At 63.4% G+C, this 26,669-nt stretch carries 24 protein-coding genes; 14 read left to right on the top strand and 10 right to left on the bottom strand.

Going from position 1 to position 26,669, the window contains the following annotated elements; translation table 11 throughout:
• Window positions 1–42 precede the first annotated feature (42 nt).
• The 5 genes from OKW20_RS21995 to OKW20_RS21975 all read left to right on the top strand — a co-directional run bounded on the left by OKW20_RS21995 (window position 43) and on the right by OKW20_RS21975 (window position 5,926).
• On the top strand, window positions 43–1,080 hold the full coding sequence (locus tag OKW20_RS21995) for an ABC transporter permease (RefSeq protein WP_244546825.1): 1,038 nt from the start codon (window positions 43–45) through the stop codon (window positions 1,078–1,080).
• Window positions 1,077–1,949, top strand: coding sequence for an ABC transporter permease (locus OKW20_RS21990; RefSeq protein WP_029742577.1), 873 nt, complete (start codon window positions 1,077–1,079; stop codon window positions 1,947–1,949). Before OKW20_RS21995 ends, OKW20_RS21990 begins: the two co-directional genes overlap by 4 nt.
• Window positions 1,950–1,984: 35 nt before the next feature.
• Window positions 1,985–3,658, top strand: coding sequence for a serine hydrolase domain-containing protein (locus tag OKW20_RS21985; RefSeq protein ID WP_429175293.1), 1,674 nt, complete (start codon window positions 1,985–1,987; stop codon window positions 3,656–3,658).
• Window positions 3,659–3,665: 7 nt separating this feature from the next.
• Window positions 3,666–4,760, top strand: coding sequence for an aminotransferase class I/II-fold pyridoxal phosphate-dependent enzyme (locus OKW20_RS21980; RefSeq protein ID WP_429175291.1), 1,095 nt, complete (start codon window positions 3,666–3,668; stop codon window positions 4,758–4,760).
• A 365-nt stretch (window positions 4,761–5,125) separates the two neighbouring features.
• Entirely contained in the window at window positions 5,126–5,926 is an 801-nt protein-coding gene (locus tag OKW20_RS21975) for a M55 family metallopeptidase (protein WP_429175288.1), read from the top strand.
• Window positions 5,927–6,688: 762 nt separating this feature from the next.
• Here the strand turns inward: OKW20_RS21975 and OKW20_RS21970 are convergent.
• On the bottom strand, window positions 6,689–7,042 hold the full coding sequence (locus OKW20_RS21970; protein ID WP_052202102.1) for a hypothetical protein: 354 nt from the start codon (window positions 7,040–7,042) through the stop codon (window positions 6,689–6,691).
• Between the two features lie 333 nt (window positions 7,043–7,375).
• Between OKW20_RS21970 and OKW20_RS21965 the strand changes: the two genes are divergently transcribed.
• Window positions 7,376–8,581, top strand: a complete 1,206-nt coding sequence (locus OKW20_RS21965) for an MFS transporter (RefSeq protein ID WP_429175285.1) — start codon at window positions 7,376–7,378, stop codon at window positions 8,579–8,581.
• 619 nt (window positions 8,582–9,200) lie between these two features.
• Here the strand turns inward: OKW20_RS21965 and OKW20_RS21960 are convergent.
• The 8 genes from OKW20_RS21960 to OKW20_RS21925 form a co-directional block, all read right to left on the bottom strand.
• Window positions 9,201–10,136, bottom strand: a complete 936-nt coding sequence (locus tag OKW20_RS21960) for a carbohydrate kinase family protein (RefSeq protein ID WP_429175282.1) — start codon at window positions 10,134–10,136, stop codon at window positions 9,201–9,203.
• Window positions 10,133–10,642, bottom strand: a complete 510-nt coding sequence (locus tag OKW20_RS21955; RefSeq protein ID WP_043625313.1) for an ureidoglycolate lyase — start codon at window positions 10,640–10,642, stop codon at window positions 10,133–10,135. Before OKW20_RS21955 ends, OKW20_RS21960 begins: the two co-directional genes overlap by 4 nt.
• The gene (locus OKW20_RS21950; protein WP_429175278.1) at window positions 10,639–11,379 is read right to left on the bottom strand and encodes a BtpA/SgcQ family protein; all 741 of its coding nucleotides are present in this window, start codon (window positions 11,377–11,379) and stop codon (window positions 10,639–10,641) included. The genes OKW20_RS21955 and OKW20_RS21950 overlap by 4 nt, the downstream gene beginning before the upstream one ends.
• A 26-nt stretch (window positions 11,380–11,405) precedes the next feature.
• A complete protein-coding gene (locus tag OKW20_RS21945; RefSeq protein ID WP_052202101.1) occupies window positions 11,406–12,188 on the bottom strand; it encodes a GntR family transcriptional regulator in 783 nt (260 codons plus the stop codon).
• 19 nt (window positions 12,189–12,207) lie between these two features.
• Window positions 12,208–13,068 carry an ABC transporter substrate-binding protein gene (locus OKW20_RS21940; RefSeq protein ID WP_429175274.1) on the bottom strand — a complete coding sequence of 287 codons (861 nt, stop codon included), beginning with the start codon at window positions 13,066–13,068 and terminating at the stop codon, window positions 12,208–12,210.
• Between the two features lie 30 nt (window positions 13,069–13,098).
• Complete coding sequence (locus OKW20_RS21935) at window positions 13,099–13,863, bottom strand: amino acid ABC transporter ATP-binding protein (RefSeq protein ID WP_429175271.1); 765 nt, start codon at window positions 13,861–13,863, stop codon at window positions 13,099–13,101.
• Complete coding sequence (locus tag OKW20_RS21930) at window positions 13,860–14,786, bottom strand: amino acid ABC transporter permease (protein ID WP_429175268.1); 927 nt, start codon at window positions 14,784–14,786, stop codon at window positions 13,860–13,862. The genes OKW20_RS21935 and OKW20_RS21930 overlap by 4 nt, the downstream gene beginning before the upstream one ends.
• Before the next feature lie 129 nt (window positions 14,787–14,915).
• Entirely contained in the window at window positions 14,916–15,848 is a 933-nt protein-coding gene (locus tag OKW20_RS21925; protein WP_429175265.1) for a LysR family transcriptional regulator, read from the bottom strand.
• A 93-nt stretch (window positions 15,849–15,941) separates the two neighbouring features.
• Between OKW20_RS21925 and speB the strand changes: the two genes are divergently transcribed.
• From speB to betA, 5 genes are all read left to right on the top strand, one after another.
• Window positions 15,942–16,919, top strand: a complete 978-nt coding sequence (gene speB, locus OKW20_RS21920; protein ID WP_429175262.1) for an agmatinase — start codon at window positions 15,942–15,944, stop codon at window positions 16,917–16,919.
• 55 nt (window positions 16,920–16,974) lie between these two features.
• A complete protein-coding gene (locus tag OKW20_RS21915) occupies window positions 16,975–18,483 on the top strand; it encodes an aldehyde dehydrogenase family protein (protein ID WP_429175259.1) in 1,509 nt (502 codons plus the stop codon).
• Between the two features lie 131 nt (window positions 18,484–18,614).
• Window positions 18,615–18,782: a hypothetical protein gene (locus OKW20_RS21910; RefSeq protein WP_156134286.1), complete on the top strand. Its 168-nt coding sequence runs from the start codon at window positions 18,615–18,617 to the stop codon at window positions 18,780–18,782.
• A gap of 1 nt (window position 18,783) precedes the next feature.
• Window positions 18,784–20,247 carry a cytosine permease gene (locus tag OKW20_RS21905; protein ID WP_043625300.1) on the top strand — a complete coding sequence of 488 codons (1,464 nt, stop codon included), beginning with the start codon at window positions 18,784–18,786 and terminating at the stop codon, window positions 20,245–20,247.
• Window positions 20,248–20,263: 16 nt separating this feature from the next.
• Window positions 20,264–21,952 (top strand): choline dehydrogenase, encoded by a 1,689-nt coding sequence (gene betA / locus OKW20_RS21900; protein WP_429175251.1) that lies wholly within the window; start codon window positions 20,264–20,266, stop codon window positions 21,950–21,952.
• A gap of 163 nt (window positions 21,953–22,115) precedes the next feature.
• On the opposite strand, the gene OKW20_RS21895 is transcribed toward betA, so the two are convergent.
• Window positions 22,116–23,585 carry a PLP-dependent aminotransferase family protein gene (locus OKW20_RS21895; RefSeq protein WP_429175248.1) on the bottom strand — a complete coding sequence of 490 codons (1,470 nt, stop codon included), beginning with the start codon at window positions 23,583–23,585 and terminating at the stop codon, window positions 22,116–22,118.
• A gap of 225 nt (window positions 23,586–23,810) precedes the next feature.
• Between OKW20_RS21895 and OKW20_RS21890 the strand changes: the two genes are divergently transcribed.
• The 3 genes from OKW20_RS21890 to OKW20_RS21880 all read left to right on the top strand — a co-directional run bounded on the left by OKW20_RS21890 (window position 23,811) and on the right by OKW20_RS21880 (window position 26,668).
• Entirely contained in the window at window positions 23,811–24,929 is a 1,119-nt protein-coding gene (locus tag OKW20_RS21890) for an ABC transporter substrate-binding protein (protein ID WP_043625353.1), read from the top strand.
• 69 nt (window positions 24,930–24,998) lie between these two features.
• Complete coding sequence (locus tag OKW20_RS21885; RefSeq protein WP_429175245.1) at window positions 24,999–25,883, top strand: ABC transporter permease; 885 nt, start codon at window positions 24,999–25,001, stop codon at window positions 25,881–25,883.
• The gene (locus tag OKW20_RS21880; RefSeq protein WP_429175242.1) at window positions 25,880–26,668 is read left to right on the top strand and encodes an ABC transporter permease; all 789 of its coding nucleotides are present in this window, start codon (window positions 25,880–25,882) and stop codon (window positions 26,666–26,668) included. Before OKW20_RS21885 ends, OKW20_RS21880 begins: the two co-directional genes overlap by 4 nt.
• The last annotated feature ends 1 nt before the right edge of the window (window position 26,669 follow it).

Genomic DNA, 26,669 nt, shown 5'->3' with positions numbered 1-26,669 from the left:
TAGCCCTTGTTTCATTTTCCCTGAAATCGGAATGTGTGAGCCGTGCTGAACTATGCACTCAGACGATTGATGATGCTGCCGATCGTCCTCTTCGCGCTGTCGTTGATGATCTTCGCACTGCAGATGTCGCTTTCGCCGACACAGAGACTGGCGGCCTACGCACCGTCGCCCGATTATCTCAAGGGCGGTCAGGAAAGCATTCGCCGGATGATCGAGCAGTACGGGCTGAACGATCCCTTCTACCTCCAGTACGGCCGCTGGATCGGCGGTGTTCTCAGCGGCAATCTCGGCTGGTCCGAGACCGCCCGCCAGCCGGTGTCGACGGCGCTGATGTCGCTGTTTCCGGCGACGCTGGAGCTGGTCGTCCTGGCCTTCGTGCCCTGTCTGCTGCTCGCCGTCTACCTCGGCTCACGCGCCGGCATCTATCTCAACCGCTGGCCGGACCATGTCATCCGCATCTTCACCATTCTTGGCTGGTCTTTTCCGGTCTACGTCTTCGGCCTGCTGATGCTCCTGATCTTCTATTCGGCGCTTGACTGGTTCCCGCCCGGCCGGCTCAGCCAGTGGGCCCAGACCATCGTCAGTTCCGGCGACTTCGTGCGCTACACCGGCGCCAACACCGTCGATGCCCTCTTGAACGGTAACCTGGCGATCTTCGGCGATGCACTTCGTCACCTTGCCGCACCCGTCATCACGCTGACCTATGTCAACGTCGCCAGCATGACGCGGGTGATGCGCACCTCGATGCTGGAAACGCTGCGCCAGGACTACGTGCGCACCGCCCGCGCCAAGGGACTGCCGCGCCGCGTCGTCGAATTGCATCACGCCAGACGCAACGCGCTTCTGCCACTCGCAACCATCGCCGGCATGGAACTCGCCGTGATGATGGGCGGCGTGGTCATCACCGAGACCATCTTCGACTATGCCGGGCTCGGTCAGTTTGCCGCCAAGACCGCCGCCAATCTCGACTTTCCTGCAGTTCTCGGCTTCGGCCTCTATTTCGCAGTCGTCCTGGTGCTGATGAACCTGGTCGTCGATCTCATCTATCCGTTGCTTGACCCGAGGGTGAAGACGCAATGAAGTTTCTTCGTTACCTCGCACGCAATCCGGTGTCGCTGTTTGGCGTCGTGATCCTGCTCGCTTTCGTGCTGATCGCCGTCTTCGCCCCCGTCTTGGCACCGCCACAGAGCTTCCAGCTTTCGCCCTACGACACGCCGCGCGCGGGTTTTTTGGCGACGCCGCAACCGCCTTCGCCGGAGGCCGTGTTTGGCACGACCCAGGGCCAGTACGACATCTTCTATGGCGTCGTCTGGGGTACGCGCACGGCCTTCAAGATCGGGCTCGGGGTCGTGGCGATCTCCGTGCTGATCGGCACGGTCGTCGGCGCTGTCGCGGCCTATTACGGCGGCGTCGTTGAAGAAGTGCTGATGCGCATAGTCGACGTGTTCATGGCCGTACCCTTCCTGATCGCCGCCATGGTGCTGACGGCGTTGCTCGGCAAAGGCATCGTGCCCATCACGATCGCGCTCACGACATTCGGCTGGATGAGTTATGCCCGTATCGTTCGAAGCGAGATCCTGAGGATCCGCGAGATGGATTACATCCACGCAGCCAGGAGCTATGGCGCCAGCGATCTCCGGCTGATCGTGCTGCATATCCTGCCGAACGCCATGTTCCCGGTGCTGGTGCTCGCGACGATGGCGACCGGTTCCATGGTGCTGTCCGCCTCGGCGCTCAGCTTCCTCGGCGTCGGCACCGAAGAGGGGTATGCCGACTGGGGCCAGTTCATCGCCTATTCGCGCAACTGGATCGTCGGTCAGCCCGGCAATCCGTTCCAGTTCTGGTACACGCTGGCCTTCCCCGGTGCGGCCGTCTTCCTGTTCGTGCTGTCGTGGAACCTGGTCGGCGATGCGCTGCGCGACATGCTCGACCCACGCCACGCCCATTGAGACCCAATCCCTTTACGACCCAAGGAGCATTTTCCATGTCCCCTCTGTCTGCTGCTTCCATCGAGCTATTCGAGGATCTGATCCGGTACGAGGTCGAGGATAAGGCGATCCCGTCGATCTCCTACGCCCTCGTCGACCGAGACGGCGTGCTTGCCGAAGGCCATGTCCAGCGCCACGACCGCCATTTCCACATGGGCAAGGACACGTGCTTCCGCATCGGCTCGATCACCAAGACCTTCACGTCGCTCGCGATCATGCAACTGGTCGAAAAGGGCCTCGTCGATATCGACGTCGACGTCTCGACCTATCTGCCCGGCTTCAAGCCGGAGAACCCGTTCGTCGGTGCCGAGGGCGGGCCCTACGGCACGGTCATCAGCCTGCGCAAGCTGATGACGCATACGGCGGGTATCGTGCGCGAGCCCAAGAGCGGCCATTATCTCGACGCCACCCGCCCGCCGCTAGAAGACACGGTCAACGAGCTGGCAACCTCCGTCCTGAAGCAGGATCCGAGCCTTGGCGTGATGCACTATTCCAACGCCGGCATCGCCGTCGTCGGCCGGGTGATCGAGATGGTGACCGGCCAGAGCTATTCCGACTATGTTGCCGCCAACATCCTGAAACCGCTTCACATGGGCGGTTCGTCCTGCGGCATGGCGCCGGGCATTCGCGAGCGGCTGGCACCTGCCGACATGTGGACGCTCGACGGCGATACGCCGGCGCCGGTCTTCAGCCTCGGCGGGTCGCCGGCCGGCAACATCTTCTCAACCACCGGCGACATGGCGCGCTACGCCCAATGCCTGCTGCGCGGAGGCTTCGATGCCGAGGGCAATTCCATCATCTCGCCGGCGTCGCTGCGTGAAATGTGGACGCCGTTCGGCAAGCGCCCGGGCGGCGACAGGACGCTCGCCGGTTATGGCCTGTGCTTTGGCGCCGGCGAAGTTGACGGCTGGACTTCCGTCGGCCACGGCGGCGCGGTTTACGGCTACGCCTCGCAGATGATGCTGCTGCCGTCAGCCGGCGTCGGCGTGCTGATCTTCGCGACCCTCGATTTCGCCAACCAGGTCGCCTCGCGGCTCGGTGTCGAAGGTGTGCGCATTGTCCTTGCCGAACGCAAGATGGGCAAGATGCCGGAGCGGACACAGCGTCCGCCGGAAATTACGGAAGCGCAGTTCGAGACGCTTCCGGGCTACTACCGGGACGATGCGACGCAAGAGATTGTCGAGGTCAAGTCCAAGGGCGGCAAGATCTACTTGATGGGCGAGGGCGTGCCGCACCGGATCCGTCCGGTGGCCGGCAACGATTTCGTCATCGACGGTCGCATCTACGGGCGCGGTGCGGACTATGCCCACATGAACCTTTCCTTCCCGGCAGCCGGCAAGCTCGTCTGGCGGGATACAAGCTGGACACGCATAGAGACGCCTGAGGACGAGACTGTGCCCGATGCCATTGCGCCGCATCTCGGCGAATACGGGCCGGACTTCAACATCACCTACCTGACCTACAGCCATGGCGGCCTGAAGTGCCTGATCGAGTATTTCTGCACCCACACATGCGAGCTGGTCGAAGAGGGCCGCTTCCGCATGCACGGGCGGCTTTATGAAGACGAGATCCTCGAACTCGACGCCGTCGACGACAACGGCAAGCGCGGCATCCGCGTCGGGCCGATGTTCCTGGAGCGACGCAGCCCTTCTCAAGCCGAAGCTGCGTGACCCAATCATGACCGCTCCAATCAAGATGGAGTCACCTCTTGGCGCCCGCATGTTCATCGGCGGGCGCGAGGTCGACTATTATTGCGGCACGTCGTACTTCTGCCTGCATGGCCACTCCGAGGTGATCGAGGCGGCCTGTGAAGCGACGAGGCGCTACGGCATGGGTCCGGGGACACTTGCCCATATGCAGGTCTATGCCGATTTGCAGGAGCGGCTGCGCGACTGGTTCGGCACGGAGGAGGTCGTCTACATGATCTCCGGCTACACCAGCCCCATGGTGTTGCTGCAGGGGCTGCGCGATGAATTCGATGTCATCCTCATGGATTCGGCAACGCATTACAGTACCCGTGACGCGATCCCGACGCTCGGCAAGCGGGTTCATGAGTTTCGACATGCCGATCCGGAGGATCTTGCTGCGCAACTGTCGCTGCATGTGAAGGCGGGCGAGCGCCCGGCGGTGCTGACCGACGGCGTCTTTCCGTCGTCCGGGCGGTTGGCGCCGCTTGGGGATTACCGGCAGGCCATGGCCCCTTATGATGGGGCGCTGCTCTGCATCGACGATTCCCACGGCGTCGGCGTCCTTGGTGAGACCGGCCGCGGATCGCTGCAGCACGCGGGTCTCGAAGGCGAGGGCAACTATCTCGCCGGCACCATGAGCAAGGCGTTCGGCGCGCTTGGCGGCATCGTTCCCGGCAGTGCGGATCTGGCCGCCAAGATCGCGGGCAATGCCATGATCATGCGTGGGGCCTCGCCGGCGCCACCGGGTCTTGCAGCCGCTGCCGCGGCATCGTTGCGCGTTCTACAGGCGACACCGCAAAAGCGCGCCAATCTCGTTTGCAACGTCAAGCATGTGCGCAGCGGGTTGCGGACCCTTGGGTTCGACGTTGCCGACACGCCGGTGCCGATCGTCACCATCAAGGGCGTCACCGACCTCGAACAGCTGCGCGATCGTCTTGCGGAGCGCGATATCATTGTCAGGGTGCAACAGCCTGGTGGCTATTCCGACGCGTCCGATGTCGCGACCATGCGGCTTGCGGTGTTTTCCGAGCACACGACCGCTCAGATCGATCGGCTCCTGCAATCGATGGGCGAGCTTCTCTAGACCTGCGAGTGGCGATGCCGCCGACGTTGGCGTCGGCGGCATCGCGCTACCGATCGTGCATGCCCGTCTGTTCCTGAGAGGGTATCCATAACGAATTGAAATTTCAGGGGTTAGGCGATTTTTGCATGGAGCTTTGCGCAAATTGAATTGGCCTGTGGTGGGGAGCTTGACCAATGTTCCGTCCCAACGACATGCAAATCGCCGGTCACCAGTCACGCGTGCCTCGCCGATAACAAGTCTGCCCAAGTGGCCGCTGAAGCCCTGCGGTTGCCGGGCGCCGAGCGCGGTGTTGGCCTTCGTGATGCCTGCCTGAAACGACCGCATCTATCCCGCTCTTCCCGATTGACCGATAGAGGAACCTACCCATGAAAGTCTTCATTTCCGCTGACATCGAAGGCACCGCAGGCATTGCGCAGTGGGACGAAGCCGAGCGCACCCATGCCGACTGGACCGAATTTCGCGCCCTGATGACCGCCGAGGTGGTCGCCGCCTGCGAGGGCGCGCGTGCCGCCGGTGCGACCGAAGTGGTGGTGAAAGACGCCCATGACAGCGGACGCAACCTCATTCTCGATTGCCTGCCGGACTACGTCCGCATCGTGCGCGGCTGGTCCGGCCATCCGGATGCGATGATGTTCGGCCTCGATGCCGGCTTCGCGGCCGCGATCTATACGGGCTACCACTCCAAGGCCGGCAGCGAGGCAAATCCGCTCGCCCATACCTCCACCATGCGCATCTCGCGCCTGCTTCTGAACGGCGAGGTCGCCTCGGAATTCACCGTCAACGCGCTCTGTGCCGCCGGTTACGGCGTACCGTCGGTCTTCCTGGCCGGCGATGCCGGTATTTGCTCCGACGCCCGGGCGATGGTGCCGGGGCTGAAGTCGGCGGAAACACTGGAGGGTAGAGGTCGGTCAACGACGTCGATCTCGCCTGCTTGGTCGCGCCGGCTCATTCGTGAAGGCGTAGCAGAAGCGCTGTCCGGCGATTTTTCTCAGGTGCTGCCGTCCAGGGCCGAGCGCTACGAAGTGGTGATCGAGTTCAACAATCCGACAGATGCCTATCGTGCCGGTTGGTATCCCGGAGCCTATGCGCACGGTCCTCGCGCCGTCGCCTTCAAGCATGCGGATTTTGCCGAGATCTTGCGCGCGCTGGTTTTCCTGAAAGCTTGATCAGGTCGCGTTCCAGCTGCAGCTTTTCCGTGCGCCAGAGGCCTTTGACCCTCCGCTCTTGCCATAGAGCTTGCAACTGAGAAGCGCTGATCCGCGCGATGTCGCCCAACGTGCGGCGATCTGGGGCGCAACGTCGGCGCGGCCAAATTGGCTGCGACGACAACGCTCGACACGCCATTTTCGTGCTAGAGCGGTATATGTATCGACAGCAATGCTCGCCGACGTGAAAATCTCGCGTCAATCGGGCGCATTTTTCGTATGGCCGACGCAAGCGCTCGCAATAACGTACGAATTTTCTGACTATTGTTGGACTAAATGTCTCCGGCCTGTCACAAGCCCTTGAGGACGCGATCGCCGTTATCTTTAGAACGGGGTCGGGCGACCGATTGACGTCACGTTGCTGCCGCGAGATCACGCTGGCCGTCCTGCAATTTACTCCCGCCCGAAATCGGTCGACACCGAGGTGGGAGTTTGCGCCGCGCTTTCCACGGCTGGACTGCCCATCATGACGGAACAGATGCCCGTCGCCGGATCGCGTTCGAAGTTCACCCTTGGCCAGTTAACCAGTGAAACGCACTCGCAGGAATGCTTGCCCGTCGTCTGTGATCAGCGGACCGCGGGCTATGATCACACCTTTCGTAGGCCACGCCAGAATATGTCGGAGAGCTTCACGCGCGGCGCCGGCTGCGTCCCACATCGACCGCTTGTCGCCGCCGAGCGGCCTCGCTCGGCGGGCGTTCAAATCGGTGGCCGTGCTATCGTCTAATGATGCGTGGGCTGCAGACAGTCATGAGCGTCATCAAGCAGCTTCTGCAGGGCTTGCCAGTCCCGCAGATCGCGCGCGTTGATCCGCTCGTCGATCGCAGCGAGCAACCAGCCGATGGAGGCGGCCTCGTTTGCCTCGCTTGCAGCCCGATACCACGCAAGGCAGGTTCGGATACCCGGGCGGGCATCATCGCCCGTCAGGGCGAGATGGGCCGAAAGCATAAGACCAGATCGATAGGTGTTCCTGATCCGAAGGCGTGTTTGATCGTCACTTTCGGCAATCACCGAAAGGCTTGAGAGGAGCGTTTGCGTCAGCTCGGTGGTTTCGTCGCGCTCCATGTTGCCGCCCATTGGTGTTCCGTTCGCGCAAATCATGCCGAAACACATCGCAGATGTGGTGGGCGCGAAGCTTGCGGCATTTCATGGTGCCGAATATTTTCTATCCGGACGATTGCGCATCCCCGCGTGGAGTTCGATGCCCTATAGCTTGGCGACTGGCCAGTGGCCCGCCTGGGCGTCGACCTGCAGTCATGGCACCGAAGAGGCTTTCCGCTTTCCCAACGGCGTGTTAGTCGTGCCGTTAAGGGATAACCGAAGCTTTGCCTCGAAACCCGACACGTCTTTCCGTGTCGGGCCGGCTATTCGCCACCCAACATGGGTCGTCATGTTTGGAGGGTGAAACGCATGAATCCCGTCGTCATCTTGCTGGCCTTCGCAACCTTTGTGACGGGGACGGCGGAGAACATCATTGTCGGGATCCTTCCCGACGTAGCGGGCGGCCTCGGCGTGTCGTTGGCGCTTGCGGGTCAACTGACCGCCGTCTTTTCCATAGTCTTTGCGGTCACGGCGCCCCTTGCGCTCGTCCTGACGAAACGGATCGATCGCAGACGCTTGTTCCTTGCAGCGCTCGGACTCTTCATCCTGAGCACCTTTGCCGCGGCCGCGAGCCCGAATTTCGCGATCATGCTTCTTACTCGTATCGGGATGGCTGCGGCGAGCGCGACCGTGTGCCTGCTGGCAACGATGCTTGCGACGGAACTCGTCGATGAGAGCATGCAGGGGCGGGCGATCGGGATTATGTTCATGGGGATCAGCGGGTCGTTGGTGCTCGGCGTTCCGGCAGGCATCTTGATAGCGGACGTTGCCGGTTGGCGAGGCGTCTTTCTTGCGCTCGCCGCGCTTGCTTTCACCGTGTGGCTGGTGAGCTGGCGCTGCATTCCCGCCTCCGGCCTCCGCGGGGGCGCGCTGCCTGGATATCTCAAGCATTTGAGATCGGCCCCTCTCGTCGCCGGGCAGTTGGTCTCCATCTTGATGATTGGCGGGCACTTCGTTCTCTTTGCCTTTCTCGCGCCCTATCTCGTCGAGGTTGCCGGCATCGCGGACGGGAATGTCGCTCTTGGCTTTGCCGCGTTGGGAATAGCAGGCGTAAGCGGTGGATATTTCGGGGGGTGGCTTGCAGACAGGTTGTCACCGCGCGCAGCCCTCCTGTTGACGCCGTCGGCCTATCTCGCGGCGCTTGCAGGGCTCCCGTTGCTCAAAGGCAGCCCCGGGCCGTTGTTCGCCGTCATGGTGGTTTGGGCCTGCATCAGCTGGATGATTTCGCCCGTCGTGCAGCGCTTTCTGATTTCGACCGGACCGGAAACAGCCGAAGCCGGCATCAGCCTGAATTTTTCGGCAATGCATGTCGGCGTCGGACTGGGAACGATCGTCGGCGGTTTCCTTGTCCGCTACGACATCGCCGCATTGCCGGTGGGCGCAGCGGTGATCGCGACACTCGCGCTGATGACGGCCGCCGTGGCATTTAGAGCGGCCGGCGCCGTACACACCCGCACGTCTTCCGGGACAAGTGACGAGCATCGAACGCTTGCAAAAGCCAACCGCGTTGCGTGACGTCGTTGAGCCGGTCAGCAAAGCACTATTCGTCTATATCAACGGATGTCCATTTGTGGCGCAACCGCGACGGGCGTTGTCCGGATGGCGCAGAGTACCACCTCTTGCTTGGTCATGCCGTTGGCTTGCGAACCGTTCGATGCGATCGGCCAGATGCCGCGGGACTTATCCAGCGCTTGCCTTGGCGGCTTCGCGCGTGCGGGCATTGCACAAGTCGTATCCAAGCGCGTGCAGGGGGGCGCTGCAGCGATGAGCGCGGCGCTGGAGTTTGCCGGCAAATCATCGGGTAGGTCCGCGAGCGGCCCTGGGGAGCCTTTGGTCGTCGTGCGTATCACGCCTTTTGGGCCGCGGAGTTCGACGTCACAACCGGGTCTTTCGTGAACTTTGAGGGGCCGGGGGCTGCTCCCTCCGCCTCTTCACGCACCTGCCGCCCGGCTTCCTTCACTTCATTGACGTTTCGCTCCGTGCGGCCGGTCCCTCGCGCAGGCGCTTTCACCTCAATCCCCGTTGGTCAGCGCGAGCTTGCGAAGCAGGAGGCAAGGCCTCCCGTTTCGCGAGATCAAGGCAAAGCGTACGGGCGGCGATTTCGGGGCTGAGGCACGGTCGCAGTCTCGGCCTATCAGGGCCCGCGCCTTTGCGCACGCCATGCAAGGATATCCGGTGCGCTCGCCTTGCCGCCGCGCGGGCCATGGATCGTAACGGAGCGCGACGCGGCGGCGATGGAAAAATCCAGCGCCTCTGCAAAGGATTGGCCCTCGCTCAAACACCAGGTCAATGCTCCGCCGAACGTATCTCCGGCGCCCGTCACGTCGACGACGTCGACCGGGTAGCCGGTTGCCTCTAGGCGCGTCTTTCCGTCGTGTGCCTCCGCACCGTCGGCGGCCAGGGTGCGCACCACCCAGCCGATCTCGTGATCCCGTATCCAGTCAGCAATGCGGGAGATGTCGTCATGGCCGAAGGCGGCGCGGAAGCCGACCTGGTTGAAGATGACGACGGCCGCGCCCTTGAGATAGGGCAGGTCTTCGGATGCGCAGCCGCCGACATCGAGATCGAAGATCGCGCGGCGGTCGTGGCGCCTGAGATCGGCTACGAGATCGGCCTGCTTCAGCACGCCCCCGTCGGTCTCTGCGTGGAGCCGACGCACCCGGTAGAGCGTCGTGTAGAGGAAGCCTGGTTGGCGCAGCGCGGCAAGCGTTGCCGGCGGGAGCCACATAGGCTGCTCGCCCATCTCGACTGTCAAAACGACATGCTCGCCGTCGACGAGGAAGATGAGATTGCGCGATTCCGCAACTGCGCGATCGGTCAGCATATGATCGGCAGCGACGCCGTTCTGTCCGAGGTCGTCGATCAGGCGGCACGACAGCGGACTGTCATTGAGCAGCGAAATGAACTGGGTATCGCCCCCGAGCGCCGCGTGCACGACGGCCGCGTTGGCAATCGAACCGCCGATTTCGGCCGGCAATTCGCGGACCATGCCCTTGTCTGCGCGGCCGGGCCAGCGGTCGGCCGTGTAGTATTCGTCGAGCGCGACATCGCCGATGAAAAAGGCTGTCATGCGGTTTGTCCCTGCATGACCTCGATCTGGCGCGGTCCTCCCTCGACCGGCACCCATGGACTTTCGCCGAGGCCGCAGACCGCCATCCAATAATAGGGCGTCGGGCCGGATGCACCCCGGCAGGCGTCATGCCAGACACCCCGATGCATCACCACTGCCCGACCCGGCGTGATGATGAAGGCCTCGATATCGGCGGCAACGGGAGCATCGGCCGTCGATGCAGGGGCCACCGCAAGGACGACCGGTTCGCCGGCGCAGAAAATCGCCTCCTCGGTCAGCAGATGCCGCTCCATCGCGGCGCACGACCATGGCGCTCCCGGCGCACGCGTGATGCCGAGGCGGGGCGAGCCTTCTACCAGCGGGATACGGGTGAACCCATCATGCCATCCATCGCCCGTCGTCCAGATCACCTGCGCGTCGAGATCGTCGACGAGGTCATAGACCTTGCCGAAGCGGGCGAAATTCTCAGGCGTCACCGGGCGCGCCGCAACGGTGTGCGTGCTCATGCTGCGCTCCGTGCGGTGCGCACGACGCGCATCAGCCGCGCCACATGGCCGGCCTCGACCAGGCCGGTATCCTTATGGTCGTGCTTGAACCAGCTTCCGACAACGGCGCCGTCGGCGTGCGCGAGCTGCTCGACCGCATTGGCCTCCGTGAGGCCGGCGCCGATGAGGAGCGGCACGGTGCCGCCGGTTGCCGCGCGGAAGCGCGCCACCTTCTCCATGTCCGTCGGCTGGCCTGTGGCATCCGACGTCACCACGAGGCCGTCACAGCGGGCTGCCCCCAGGCGGACGTCGTCTTCTTCAGACCGTCCCGAAAGAACCGGCTGGTACTTGAACCGCACGCCGCCGAGAAGCAAGGCCGGTACGCCGGCCCGCCGGGCGGCAAGGTCAGCCGCAAACGTGACGTCGCTTTCCGGCGGCAGGTGGCCGGCAACGGAATCCACCTGAATGAAGGAGACGGGAAAGCGTGCGGCAAGCGCAAACGCCCGCGCATCGTCGCGCAGCACGTTGACGCCGATCCGCGCGCCGAGGTTAAGGGTGCACAACCGTTCGAGGACGCGCTCGACATCGTCGGCATCGCCAAAATAGTTCTCGACCACCAGCCCGTCGACCCCTTCGCCGGCCATGATGCGGGCCTCTTCTTCGGCCTGGGCGCATTTTGCGGCGGGTCCATCGCCGGTCAGGTGCAGCATGCCGAGGATGGGTTTCGGGGTTGTGAAAGTCTCGCCAAAACGGCTCATGTCAGTTCTCCTGGGTCGCACCGCCTTCATGCGGGCGCGGTATCGCGCCCCCAGCGCGTTGCGAATTTCATCTGGACGGCCGGCGAGTAGACGATCGACGTGCGTTCAACCAATTGGTCGTCGGCATCGAGCACGTCTCCGCTGGCGCAAAGATAGCCCGGCACTGAAGGCGCCGGGGCAAAGACCTCCCGAAGACGATCGGACGGCGGCACGACGGTGAGCAGCAGTTCCGAGCGAAGGGGATGGCGATCGTAATCGCGGCGCAGCACCTCGTAGAGGGATTGCGCGCCGAAGTCGTAGGCATCGATGCCGGGGTAGAGGGAAAGGTCGAGGTGCGACGTGTCGACGTTCAGCCAGCTGATCGTCTCGCCGTTCGCAAGGCCCCGGGCGCGCACCAGGAGGAGTTCGCCGTTTTCCACCTTGTGCTCCAGCACCCGGGTCACCGGGCGCTGGCCCTGGCGTCGGGCCAGTTCGGTAAAACTGCCGAAGTTCCAAATGTTGTGGCTGATCGGCCGGTGCGAGACGATGGTGCCCCGACCGCGCACCTGCTGAACCAATCCTTCCGACACCAGCAGCGCCATCGCGTTGCGCACGGTGGTCCTGGCAATGCCGAACTGGTCGCGCAACTGGTTCTCCGAGGGGATGGCTTCCCCTTCGGAGAAGTCACCGCTCAGAATGGCGGCACGCAAGGCCCGGTATAGCTGCCGGTAGAGCTGCTCGCTCGAAAAGGAATCGAGGCGAAAGCGCGACAGCCGGTCATCCGGGCTTTCGCTCGTTGCGTTGGCGTCTGGCGTGGAAGGATGGGTCAAGGCAGGCTCCGGCAAGGGGTTACTTTGTCGCTCCGTTTATCTTGAACTCCTCGACGCCAGCCTCTTTCAAGCCGTGGCGGTCGAGGATCTGTGCATAAGTACCGTCTGCCTTCAGCGCGTTGAGCGTTGCATGCACCGCATCGCGCAACGCGTCGTTCGCCTTGGCGAAGGCGATGCCGTAGTGGTTGATTTCTCCGACATCGCCGATCTGGTAGAACTTGCCCGGCTCCTGCTTGATGAGATCGAGAAGCCCCTCGAGCCCGATGACCGAGGCCTGGGCACGGCCCTGGCGGATCTGCATGATGTGCTCGGCCTGGGTCGGGATCTGGATGACGGTGATCAGCTTGTCGGCCGGGCAGATCGACTTCCCAAGCTCTTCCGCCCAGGTGACCCAGCTCGTGCCGGTGGCCACGGCCACCGTCTTTCCGCAAAGGTCGGCCTCGGTCTTGATCTCGCTCTGATGATCGAGCGTCGTATAGAAGACGTTGCCGGTCTTGAAATAGTCAATGAAGTCGAGCTGGCCCTGGCGCTCCACCTTGTCGGAGAAGGCGGTGATGATCATGTCCGAGCGGCCGGTGACGACCTGCGGAATGAGCTGCGGAAACTCGACATTCTGGAATTCCGCCGTCAGGCCGAGGCGTTCGGCGATCGCCTTGGCAAGGTCGATGTCGAAACCCTTGAGTTCGGTCGAACCGGCGTCGCTGTATTCCATCGGTGGATAGGCGAGGCTGATGGTGAAGTTCAGCTTGCCGGCCGAGCGAACCGCTTCCGGCAGGGCGGCTGCTAGCTTTTCGTCGGCGGCATGGGCGGCCACGCCGGATGCGAGGCTGATGAATGTGGCTGAGGCGAGCCCGAGGACCGTCGGCAGCAATTGTTTCATTTCCGTTCTCCCTTTTTTGAACTTTGTTGGTCAGGCCAGCACGCGGCTGAGGAAACTGCGCACGCGCGGGTCGCCGGGGGCGCTCAGAACCTGCTGCGGCGCACCGTTTTCGCGGATTTCGCCGTCGATCATCACCACGACGCGGTCGGCGACCTCGCGGGCAAAGCCGATCTCGTGCGTGACGACGATCATGGTCGTGCCGCCGCGTGCCAGATTGCGCATCACTTCCAGCACCTCGCCGACGAGTTCCGGATCCAGCGCGCTGGTCGGTTCGTCGAACAGCATGACGCGCGGTTCCATCGCCAGTGCTCTTGCAATCGCGACCCGTTGCTTCTGGCCGCCGGAAAGTTGCGAGGGGTAGCTGGACGCCTTGGCGGCCATGCCGACCTGCTCGAGCAGGGCCATGGCGCGGGCTTCGGCCTCGCTACGGCTGAGACCGCGCACAACCATCGGCCCCTCGATGACGTTTCCGAGCACCGTTCGATGCGCGAACAAGTTGAAATGCTGGAATACCATGCCGAGCTGGCTCTGCTGGGCGCGCAACCGCTTGACCGGCAATTCCTGAAGCGCGCCGCGGTCAAGCTCATAGCCCATGATCGAACCATCGACCCAGACATAGCCGCCATCGGGTGTTTCCAGGTGGTTGATGCAGCGCAGGAATGTGCTCTTGCCGCTGCCGGATGGCCCGAGAATGCAAAGCACCTCGCCATAGGCGACGTCGAGATCCAGGCCCTTGAGGACCTCGTGGCTGCCAAAACTCTTGCGGATACCGACCGCCTTGACTGCGAGGCTCATGCTTCCCCCCTTGCGGCCGGCCGGCGCGCCCAGGCCCAGAACCCGCGGCGATCGTTGGTGGCGGTTGCGGCATCGCGGCCGAAGTGACGTTCGAGATAATATTGGCCGATGGAAAGGACGGTGGTCCCGGCCAGGTACCAGACAGCGCAGACGAACAGGAGCTCGATCACGGCGCCGTTGATGAAGTAGATGCGTTGGGCGGCGTTCAGCATTTCGCCCATGGCGATCGTGGCGGCCAGCGACGAGAATTTCAGCATGCCGATGGCGCTGTTGCCGAGCACCGGCAGGATCAGGCGCACCGTCTGGGGCAGGATGATGCGTCGCATGGTCTGGCCCGGCGTCATGCCGAGCGTGTGGGCCGCTTCCTTCTGGCCGCGATCGACGGAGCCGATACCACCGCGCACCACCTCGGTGAGATAGGAACCTTCATTGACGCCGAGCCCGAGGACAGCTGCCACGAACGGCGTGACGACGTCGACCATGCGCTCGTCGACGAGGCCCGGAATATAGAGGCGAGGGAAGACCAGCGCGATGTTGAACCAGATGAGCAACTGCAGGAGTACCGGCGTGCCGCGGAATATCCAGACATAGAGCCACGCGGCAAAGCGCAGGATCGGGTTTTCCGAGAGCCGCATGATGCCGAAAGCGAAGCCGAGGGCAACGCCGAGCGCCAGTGCGCAGGCCGAAATCAGCAGCGTCCAGCCAAAGCCGGTGACGATGACGCCGGCAGTCAGGAACTGTCCGACCACGGTCCACTGGATCTGCCCGACGGCGAAGGCCCGGCCGATGACGGCGAGCAGCAGCAGAACAAGGCCCCCGCTGATCCAGCGGCCGGGGTGCCGCAGGCGACGTACGGTCACATCCGGGCCGGGCAGATCGGTCAGCTGCAGGGCTGCGGGTGAAGAGTGAGGCAAATGAGGCATGAAATCCACTTGTAGGGTTAGGCCTACAACTTACTATGGACGCTTTCGCCTGGTGTCAAGCCGCTTTGTCAGCACTTGCTCAAAGAAGGGTGCGACGTTCCAGGATCGAGAAACAAGGAGCTCTGGACATCAACGCGGCCTGCGCCTGCTTTCGGTGATGGCCTGCGCCAGCGTTTCGGCAGCACGGGAAGGCTTGTTGCGGGGATAGGCGATGTGAAAAATATCCTCGAAGGTCAGGCGCTTAGGAGCGAGGACCCGTAAGCGGCCGGTGCGGACCCATTCGTCGGCATAGTGATCCGGCAGGAAGCCGATATAGGCGCCGGACAGGAGGAGCAGGAGCGTGCCCTCCATGTGGGGCGTTGCGGCGGCCCATTTGAAATTCACGCCGCAGATCGTTTCGTTGAGCATATAGGTCCGGCCGGCGAAGGATTGGGATTCGAGTTCGTCGTCGGTCAACTCCGCGTCCGGCCGGGCAAAGAGCGGATGGCCGACGGCGCAGTAGAGTTTCTGCACCTCGGAAAAGATCGCCTGGCTGCGGAAATGCGCAGCGACGTTGCCGACAGACGGCATCAGGACGATCTGATAGGAACCGTTCAACAGGCCCTGGTGCAGCACTTGCGGCGCGGCGACGTCGATTTCCAGATGCACGCGCGGCGCCTTGGCGTGGAAGGCCGCAAGCGCGCCCTGGAGGTCGAGGTCGCGATTGGTGATCATTGCATCGACGGTACCGAAGCTCAGGCTGCCGGTCAGTTCTCCTTGCGCCTCGCCGATGCGGCTTTGAAACTTTTCCAGCGAGCCGAACAGTTCGAGCGTGGCGTCATAGACGAGCCGTCCTTCGTCGGTGAGTTCGAAGCCGCTGCGCCCGCGACTGCAGAGACGAAGACCCAGCCGTTCCTCGAGATGGCGCATATGGGTGGAGATCGTCGCCTGCGTCATGCCGAGAGCGGATTGCGCGGCGGAGAAACCGCCATGCTGGACCACGGAGGCGAAGACGCGCAACAGCCTGAGCTCGGCATCGGCAAGCGACAGATTGAGGACGCGGTGTCGAACCTTGTTGATCATTCATTGATAAATGCACAAGTGAACATGTAATCATAGATACTTTTAAATGTTTCGGCCTTTGGCACACTCCTTCTCACCTTTGGAGGAGGGGACATGACCAGCAATTCCTATGAAACCGGGCGCCTGAACCTGCCGTTTGTCGGCATCTGCACCTTCGGCAAGTATCCCTACCAACCGGACTGGGATGCGATCGACGCCGACGTGGCAATCCTCGGCGCCCCCTTCGACTGCGGCACCCAGTGGCGCGCCGGCACTCGCTTCGGGCCGCGCTCGATCCGCGAAGCCTCCACCCTCTTTTCCTTCGGCCATGGCGGCGCCTATGACCACGAGGACGACGTCACCTATCTGCCGAGCGGCGAGGTCTCCATCGTCGACATCGGCGATGCCGACATCGTCCACACCGACACGATGAAGAGCCATGCGAACATCGAGTTCGGCGTGCGCAAGATCCTTCAGGCCGGCGCATTGCCGGTCGTGCTGGGCGGCGACCATTCGATCAACATCCCCTGCGTCAACGCCTTTGCCGAGGATTGCGAAAAGAACGGCCCGATCCATATCGTGCAGATCGACGCCCATCTCGATTTCGTCGACGAGCGCCATGGCGTGCGCTACGGCCACGGCAACCCGATGCGGCGCGCAGCGGAAAAGCCCTATGTCAGCGGCCTGTCGCAGCTCGGCATCCGCAATGTCTCCTCCACGGCCAAGGAAGGCTATGAGGATGCGCGCAAGATGGGTTCCGACATTCTGTCGGTGCGCCAGATCCGGGCGCTGGGCACAGAAGGCGTGGTCGCGCGCGTTCCGGCTGGTGCCCGCTACTATGTCACCATCGACATCGACGGCTTCGATCCGTCGATCGCGCCGGGCACCGGAACGCCGTCGCATGGAGGCTTCATCTACTACGAGGTGCTCGAGATCCTGGCAGCGCTCGCCAAGCGCGGGACCATCGTCGGCATTGATCTGGTCGAGGTCGCCCCCGACTACGACCACACCGGCGGCACCTCCATTCTGGCCGCGCAGGTTCTCATGAACCTCATCGGCCGCGTCATCCAGGCAAGAGCCGAAAATCGCTGATCGAAGACCCGGTGAGGGCCGGCATGCCCACGGCTGCCGACGAGGAGGAAAAGACATGGACGAAAATGTCCGCAATTATCTGGATCACTATGGCGTCAGTGATGCGACGCGGCGTTTTTTGGCCAAGCCGCAGAAGATGTTCATCGGCGGCGCCTGGGTCGACAGCGGCAATGGGGCGACCTTCGATATTTTCGAGCCTTCGACCGCCGGCCTGATCACCCGCGCGCCGTCCGGCACCACCGACGATCTCGACCGGGCCGTGCGCGCCGCCCGCGCCCAGTTCGATGGCGGCGCGTGGCGCCTGTTGAAGCCGCTCGAGCGCGAACGGCTGCTGCATCGCCTTGCCGACCTTATCGAAACCCATGCCGACGAACTGGCGGAGATCGAAGCCATCGACATGGGCAAGTCGGTGACTTTTGCCAGGGAGATCGACATTCAGGGCACGGTCGATACCTTCCGCTATTTCGCCGGCTGGCCGACGAAGCTGCATGGCCGCACCGTCGAGCCGTCCATTCCCGGCAATTACCTCGCCTATACGCGCAAAGAGCCGCTCGGCGTCGTCGCCGCGATCGTTCCGTGGAATTTTCCGCTGCAGACCATGGCGTGGAAGCTCGCGGCCGCTCTTGCTGTCGGCTGCACCGTCATCGTCAAACCGGCCGAGCTGACCTCGCTCTCCACCTTGCGTTTTGCCGAGCTGGTGCAGGAGGCCGGCATTCCAGATGGCGTGGTCAATATCGTCACCGGTCGTGGCAGCGTCATCGGTGCAGCGATGTCGACCCATCCGGGCATCGACAAGGTTACTTTCACCGGCTCGACCCCGGTCGGGCAGGAGGTCGGCCGCGCGGCCGTCGGCAATCTCAAGCACGTCACGTTGGAACTCGGCGGAAAATCGCCGGTGCTGGTGCTCGACGATGCCGACCTTGAGAGCGCTGCCCGCGCGGTGGCAAACGGCGTGTTCTTCAACTCGGGCCAGGTCTGCGATGCGGGCACCCGCGTCTACGTCCAGCGCTCGGTCCATGACGCGTTTCTCGAAGAGCTGGTCAAGGTGACCCGCACCCTGAAGCTCGCGCCTGGTCTAGACCGCGATTGCTACATCGGCCCGATGGTCTCGGCGCAACAGAAGAAGGTCGTGACCGACTATATCGAAGCCGGCCGTCGCGAAGGCGCCGAGTTGATCCACGGCGGAGGCAGTCTGGACCGGCCGGGTCATTTCGTCGAACCGGCGATCTTTGCTCATTGCAGGCCGGAAATGACCATCGTGCGCGAAGAGATCTTCGGGCCGGTGCTGGTCACGAGCCCCTTCGAGACGCTCGATGATGCGGTTTCGCTGGCGAACGACACGCCGTTCGGCCTGGCGGCCGCAATCTACTCCAACGACCTCTCGCGCGTGCACACGCTCATCCCGCGCCTGCATGCGGGCTCCGTCTACGTCAACGCGCACAGCACGATCGATCCGTCCATGCCCTTCGGCGGTTTCAAGGCTTCGGGCTTCGGCAAGGACCTCGGCCCCGAACAGCTCGACTACCTGATGGAGACGAAGGCCGTGTGGATCACGCTGCCTTAAGCACGGGCGGTTCCGGAAAATTCTCCGGGTCGCCGCCCATGGGCGGCCCGGTTCACGACACCGGCGGCTGATGGAACCGCATTTGTTCGCGGAAAGACGCCAAGAGGCGCGACGCGACAGGGGAACGACCAATGGAAAACGATGGTGCCTGGCAGAACGAACTGGGACGCCGCGCCCGCATCTATGAAGACATCGAGGCGGGTCACCGCTTCGAGGGCACGATGAGCAAGCTCGACTATGCCGGCATGACCGTGCTGACGCTCGTGCTGGTCCTCGGCTTCTGGTTCTGGGGGGCGTGAGATGACCGATCACGTTGCCGGCGGTGGGCTTGCCGCCGCAGAAATCCAACGCCAGGAAGCGTCCGAAAATCGTGCCGCGGCCGAACGCGGCGACGCGCCGCTTCTACCTTCGGAACGGCTCTGGGGCTTCTGGGAATTCACCTACGCCAATTCCGCGCTTGCGATTGCCACCTGGGCGTTCCTGATCGGCGGTTCCGTCGGTCTTTTCGTCGGGCCGAAGGAGGGCATTGCCGCCATCATCATCGGCAATATCGTCGGGGTCATGCTGACGGCGCTGGCTACCACGCCACTTTCCGGCCGCTATGGCATCGAGCAGTTCGTCGCGCTGCGTAGCCAGTTCGGCTACAACGGCAGCCGCATCGTTTATGTCCTGGCGGTGGTTGTGCTGACCATGGGATGGCTCGCGGTGCTGGCTATGATGTTCGGCCGCTCCATCGACGGGTTGACAGCGCTCAGTTCCGGCGACGCCGCCAATCCCACAGGCGTCAAGATGATCGTCGCCGCCGTGGGCGCCATCCTCGTCACCTGGTTCATCGTCGCCAAGGGGCCGACCTCGATCAAGTTCTTCAACATGGTCGTCTCGCCGGCGCTGGTGATCCTGATGATCGTGATGCTCTACCTCATCCTTCAGCATCGTTCCTTCGGCGAACTGCTGGTGATGCCGGCGCTGTCGCCCCCCTTCGAGGACAACACGCTCAATTTCATGATCGCCGTCGAGGTGAACCTCGCCGCCGGATTCTCGTGGTGGCCCTATATCGGCAACCTCGCTCGCTTAACGAAGAACGAGCGCACAGCGTTCTGGCCGAACATCCTGGGCATCTTCGGTGCCGCAGCCCTCGGCGAAATCGTTGGTCTTCTCGCCGCCGTTGCGCTGGGAGACAGCGACCCGACGATCTGGATGACCAAGATCGCAGGCCCGATCATCGGCATCATCGCACTTCTGTTCGTGGCTTTCGCCAACATGACCTCGATGGCAAACATCCTCTACACGTCCATCGTCGGCCTTCGCCAGGTGGGAACCGCCACCATTCGAGCCATCTCGTGGGGCGCGATCCTCTTTCTCTTCTGCGTCATCCCGCTCGGCCTGGTGGTGTTCTATCCGCAGATGTACGACGGTTTCTTCATTTTCCTGGTCTGGACCTCGGCCCTCAATTCCGCGCTCGCCGGCATCGGCATCGCCGACTACTTCTTCCTGCGCGGCCAGAAGCTGGACATGCGCAGCCTGCATGGACCGCAGGAGAAGGGTCCCTATCGCTACTGGGGCGGCTTCAATCCCATCGGCCTTTTTGCCCTGGCGGTCGGCTTCGGCGTCTATGTGCTGGTGTTCAATCCGCAGACGCTCGAAAGCCTGCCGGCCTTCAAGTACCTCACCGCCTCCGTGCCATCCTGCCTTGCGGCCGGCGCGGTCCACTATGTCCTGACCCGGCTTTTCGCCCGCGGGCGCGGTTGGGGCCTCTATCCGTAATATCGGGATTTAAGCCATGAGCGAGACCTACGACTACATCATCATCGGCGCCGGATCGGCCGGCTGTGTGCTTGCCAACCGCCTTTCGGAAGATCCCGAAGTCAAGGTGCTGGTGCTCGAATATGGCGGCAGCGACAAGTCGATCTTCATCCAGATGCCGACGGCGCTGTCCATTCCGATGAACGGCACCAAGTACAACTGGAAATACATGACCCTGCCGGAGCCTGGCCTTGACGGCCGGCAGGTTCATTGCCCACGCGGAAAGGTTCTGGGCGGTTCCTCCTCGATCAACGGACTGGTCTACATGCGCGGCCATGCCCGGGATTTCGACGAGTGGGAGGAACTGGGCGCGCGCGGCTGGCGCTATGCCAATTGCCTGCCCTATTTCCAGCGCGCCGAAAGCTGGCAGGACGGGGGTGACGCCTATCGCGGCGCGTCCGGCCCGCTTGCGACCAATGCCGGCAACAAGATGAAGAACCCGCTTTACCGGGCCTTCGTCGATGCCGGGCGTGAGGCCGGCTACATCACCACGGAGGATCCGAACGGCCATATGCAGGAGGGTTTCGGCCCCATGCACATGACCGTCAAGGACGGCGTGCGTTGGTCGACGGCCAATGCCTATCTGAAACCGGCGATGAGCCGGCCCAACCTCACCGTCATCACCCATGCAATGACGCGGCGCGTGCTGTTGGAGGGCAAGCGCGCGGTTGGCGTCGAGTACGAACAGGGCGGCGGGGAGCGGGTCATGGTGAAGGCGAGCCGCGAGGTGCTGATTTCCTCCGGCCCGATCGGGTCGCCGCACCTGCTGCAACGTTCCGGCATCGGCCCGGCGGCTGTGCTGCAAAAGGCGGGTGTCGAGGTGCTGCACGACCTGCCGGGCGTCGGCGAGAACCTGCAGGACCACTCCGAGGTCTATATCCAGTACGCCTGCAAGGAGCCGATCACCCTCAATGGCAAGATGGGCCTTCTGAGCAAAGCCCTGATCGGTGCGCAATGGCTGCTTTTCAAGAAGGGCCTTTCGGTCTCCAACCATTTCGAGAGCGGCGGCTTCATTCGCTCCGACGCCTCCCTCCAGTGGCCGGACATCCAGTTCCACTTCCTCCCGGCGGCGATGCGCTACGACGGCAAGAAGCCGCTCGACGGGCATGGCTTCATGGTTCTGACGGGACCGAACAAGCCGAAGAGCCGTGGCTACGTTCGGCTCCGCTCGCCCGAAGCCCACGAGCAGCCGGACATTCTCTTCAACTACCTCGATCGCGAGGAGGACCGCGAAGGGTTCCGCCGCTGCCTGCGGCTGACGCGCGAGATCCTCGCCCAGCCGGCCTTTGACCGTTTCCGTGGCGAAGAAATCGCCCCGGGGACGAATGTTCGCACCGATGACGAGATCGACGCCTGGGTGCGCGAGACCATGGAGAGCACCTACCATCCCTGTGGCTCCTGCCGCATGGGCGAGGATGAGATGGCCGTCGTCGATAGCGAACTCAAAGTGCGCGGCATCGCCGGTCTGCGGGTCATCGACAGCTCCGTCTTTCCGGCCGAGCCGAATGCCAACCTCAACGCGCCGACGATCATGCTCGCCGAGCGTGGCTCGGACCTGGTGCGCGGCAGGCCATTGCTTGCCGCCTCCAATGCGCAGGTCGGCACGGCGCCCGGCGTCGGCGTCACACAGCGCAGCGGCAGGCCGCTGCGTGCCCTCCGGCAGTAGGCGGCCCCGCGATGTTGCGCGGCATCGGCTACATGGTCGCCCGGCGGGATCCCGATGAGCCGAAGGAGCCGCGCAATTGCGCGCTTTTGATCGAGGCAGTCTTGCGCGGCATGCTCGCCCGCCTTGCGGGAGGCGGACGACTTTTGCCGCGTCGTCGCCGGCCTCAGGGCCGGGACAGCGCCTCGGCGAAGCGGCCGAGATAGGACCTTATGCGCTCGACCGGCACGCCGGCATAGCCGAGGATGAGCGCTGCTGGCCTTTGGGTCGCAATGGCATAGTCGGAGAGCGGGTAGCACTGCAGGCCTGCCTCCAGCACATCGCGCTGGACGGCGCGGTCGTCGCGCCCGTTCGCAAGCCAGGTCAGCGCGTTGAGGCCGCTTTCGGAACAGTCGATCCGGGCGAGCCCCGCAAGGGCTGTCTCTCCCGCCTCGATGAAGGCGCTGCGCCGCTCGCCATAAAGGCCGCGCATCCGCCGCAGGTGGCTGGCGAAATGCCCGCCACCGATAAATTCAGCAAGGGCAAGCTGCGTTTCGACCGGCACGCTGCGGTGGATCAGGGCCGAAAGCGTGCGGAACGTCTCGACGAGTTGCAGCGGCAGCACGAGATAGCCGACACGGATGCCGGGATACAGCGCCTTGCTGAAGCTGCCTGCATAGATCACCCGCCCATGGCTGTCGATCGAGCGTATCGAGGGCAAGGGCGCACCGTCGTAGCGAAACTCGCTGTCATAGTCGTCCTCGATGATCCAGCTGTCGTTGGCGCGTGCCCATTCGAGAAGGGCAAGCCGGCGCGGCAGGGAGAGCGTGACGCCGAGCGGGTGATGGCGTGACGGCATGACGAAGGCGAGCCGCGCACCGGGATGGCGTGTAATCGCGCCGACGACGTCCATTCCGTCGGCATCGACATCGGCGAGGCAGAGATTGAGGCCGAGCGTGCGGAACAGGTTGGAGGTGGTGACCGGGCCTGGATCTTCGAACCAGACACCGTCGCCCGGATCGGCCAGCGCCAATGCGGCAAGCGTGAAGGCGGCATGTCCGCCCGGTGTGATGACGATCTGTTCGGGATCGCAGGGGTCTCGCCGGTGCAAGGCGAGGTATTCTGCGATCCGCTGACGCAGAACCAGCTCCCCTGCGACATCGCCATAGCCCATGCCGGCCCTGCCGCCGCGGGCGGCCGCATTCCAGCATTTGCGCCAGATGGCGAACGGAAACTGGTCAAACGCCGGCTGGTTCGGCAGGAAAGGCTTGGGGGCCACGCGGCCGATTTCCGCCGAAACCCCGCGCGTCAGGGCGCCGATCCGTGACAGCCTGGGCGATGCATCGCCATCTGCCTGCGGCGATCGCGCTGGTTTCGGCCGAAGCGGCAGGGCGGCCGAAACGAAGGTGCCCGCTCCCTGCCGCGCTTCCAGATAGCCCTCCGCTTTCAGGTTTTCCAGCACCCGCACGAGCGTCTGGCGCGACAGGCCCAGCTCTTGGGCAAGGATGCGGCTTGCCGGCAAGCGCGTGCCGGCGCGCAAGTGTCCCTGCAGGATCGCCATGCGCAGCTGGTCCTGCACCTGTCGGAATTTCGGCAAGGCGACGCCAGCGTCCAGGCGAAGGAAGGGCAGGATGGCCCCCTCGAGCTGCTTGGCCATGGCCAACCTCCAAAATTGGTACAGTCGATTGCATGATAATGGACGTTTGATTGTTGTCCAATTGTTACATGCTCCGCCTACACGAAACGCACCGATGCCGCCCCGAAGGATGCAGACAGAGTGCGGGGGAACCGGAATGCAGCGAACCCGATCGCGGCCAACTGCCGACTAACGACTGCAAGCCAACGCTCAATGGCCGTCACCGACGGCAAACAGGAGGACTTCATGAAGACGCGCCTATCTCATGCCGCCCGCTCGGCTTTCGTTTCCACGCTCACCATCGCTGCCGCGCTGCCGGGCGTGGCGCGCGCGGAAGCGCCGCAGGCCCTCGTCGATGCCGCCACGAAGGAAGGGATGCTCACCGTCATTGCCCTTCCGCATGACTGGTGCAATTACGGCGAAGTGATTGAGAGCTTCAAGGCGAAGTACCCCGGGATCACCGTCAACGAGCTTAATCCGGATGCCGGTACGGCCGACGAACTGGAGGCCATCCGTTCCAACAAGGGCAATACGGGTTCGCAGGCGCCTGACGTCGTCGATCTTGGCCTTGCCTTTGCGCCCGCGGCCAAGAAGGAAGGCCTGCTGCAGCCCTACAAGGTGGCGACCTGGGGCGAGATCCCGGACAATATCAAGGATGCGGACGGCTACTGGTATGGCGACTACTACGGTGTCATGGCCTTCGGCATCAACAAGGACCTGATCCAGACCCCGCCGGCCGACTGGTCCGACCTGAGCAAGGCGGAATACGCCGGTTCCGTTGCGCTCACGGGCGATCCGCGCTCATCGGCCCAGGCGATCCTGGCGCTGATGTCGGCGGGCATTTCGCGCGGTGCCGAGCCGGGAGCCCAATCCGGCGCCAAGGGCCTGGAACTCTTCGCGGAACTGAACAAGGCCGGCAATTTCGTGCCGGTGCTCGGCAAGGCCGGCACGATCGCGCAGGGCCAGACCCCGATCATCGCCGCCTGGGACTACAACCTGCTCGCCTGGCGCGATGCGCTCAACGGTAACCCGCCGATGGATGTCATCGTGCCGGCGACCGGCGTCGTTGCCGGCGTCTATGTCCAGGCGATTTCCGCCTATGCCCCACACCCGAACGCCGCAAAGCTCTGGATGGAATATCTCTATTCCGACGAGGGCCAGACCGGCTGGCTGAAGGGCTACTGCCATCCCGCGCGCTTCAACGCGATGCTGAAGGCCGGAAAGTTCCCGCAGGACCTGCTCGACAAGCTGCCGCCGGCTGAAGCCTACGAAAAGGCGATCTTCCCGACCGTCGAAGCGCTGGATGCCAACAAGGGCGCCATTGTCGAAGGTTGGGACAAGGTGGTCGGCGCCAACGTGAAGTAAGCCCATCCGTCCGCAGGCCTCTAGCCTCGCGCGAGGCCTGCGGACACAACGCACCCAGGAAACAATCCGATGACGACAAGCGCCGCTCTGCTGCCGGCGGCCTTGCGGCCGCGGCAGTTCCTCAACTGGCTTGGGGTCGCACCATTCTTCCTCTTTGCCACGCTGTTCCTGATCTTGCCGACACTCAATATCGTCATCGGCGCCTTCCGCAATCCGCAGGGGCAAGTGACGCTGGACAATCTGGGCAAGCTCCTGTCGCCGTCCATCCGGTCCGCCTTCTGGATCTCGATCGAGCTCAGCCTGCTGACGGCGGCGCTCGGTTGTTTCTTTGGCTTCCTTATCGCCGCCGCAATCACGCTTGGCGACCTGCCGCGCTGGCTTCGCAACGGCATCCTCACCTTTTCGGGCGTCGCCTCGAATTTCGCCGGCGTCCCACTCGCCTTCGCCTTTATCGCCACCCTCGGCCGGCTCGGCTTCGTCACGATGCTGCTGCGCAACTGGTTTGGCATCAATCTCTATGGTTCCGGCTTCAGCATCGTCTCCTTTCTGGGACTGGCACTGACCTACCTCTATTTCCAGATCCCGCTGATGGTGCTGATCATCACGCCTGCGCTGGAGGGCCTGCGCCGCGAATGGCGGGAGGCGGCCGAAAGTCTCGGCGCCAGCGGGACGCAATATTGGCGAATGGTGGCGCTGCCGGTCCTGTGGCCCTCGCTGCTCGGCACGCTTGCGCTGCTCTTTGCCAACGCCTTTGGAGCGGTTGCCACCGCGATCGCGCTCACCGGCTCCTCGCTCTCCATCGCGCCGATCGTGCTGTTCGCGCAGATCCGTGGCGACGTGCTCAACGATCCGCATCTCGGCTATGCCATCGCCTTCGGCATGATCCTTCTGACCGCGATCGCCAACGGCATCTATATCCTGTTGCGCATGCGCGCCGAACGGTGGGTCAAATGACGGCAAAACGCCTCTGGTCCTGGTCTGCCGTCGCGCTCGGCGGCCTCTATTTCCTGCTACCGCTCGCCGGCATGGTCGACTTCTCGATGCGCATGAAGCGGGGCGAATACAGCTTCGAGGCCTACCGGATCGTGCTCGCCGACCCGCAGTTCCAGCAGACCTTCGGCTATTCGGTGATGCTCGCCCTGTTGACCATCGTGCTCGGCATCCTGCTTGTCGTGCCGACGGCCTATTTCGTGCGGCTCAGGCTTCCCGGACTGCGCCCGATCATCGAATTCATTACGCTTCTGCCGCTGGTCATTCCGCCCATCGTCATCGTCTTTGGTTACATCCGCATCTACAACACCTCCTCGGTCCTGCCGCTGACGGGGACCTGGTGGGGAACCAATCTCCTTTTGTTGTTCGGCTATGCGACACTGGCACTGCCCTACATGTATCGCTCCGTGGATACGGGCCTGCGCACCATCGATATCGCCAGCCTCACCGAGGCAGCGCAGTCGCTCGGTGCTGGCTGGGCGCGTATCCTTGCCGTCGTCATCCTGCCGAATGTCTTCGTCTCGGTGCTGTCGGGCGCGTTCCTGACGCTTGCGATCGTTATTGGCGAATACGTCTTCGCCGCCCTGTTGAACGTCAATTCCTTCGGCCCCTACATGGTCTGGATGGGTGGCAACCGGGCCTATGAGCCCTCGGCGCTTGCCGTCGTCGCCTTCGCCATCACCTGGGCCTGCATGGGGCTGATCCAGATCGTCACCCGCTTTTCCAGATTTTCCACCGTGAGACGCTGAC

The sequence above is a fragment of the Ensifer sp. LBL genome (genome assembly GCF_050435225.1).
Lineage (GTDB): Bacteria > Pseudomonadota > Alphaproteobacteria > Rhizobiales > Rhizobiaceae > Ensifer.
This window is presented reverse-complemented; position numbering and strand designations above follow the sequence as displayed.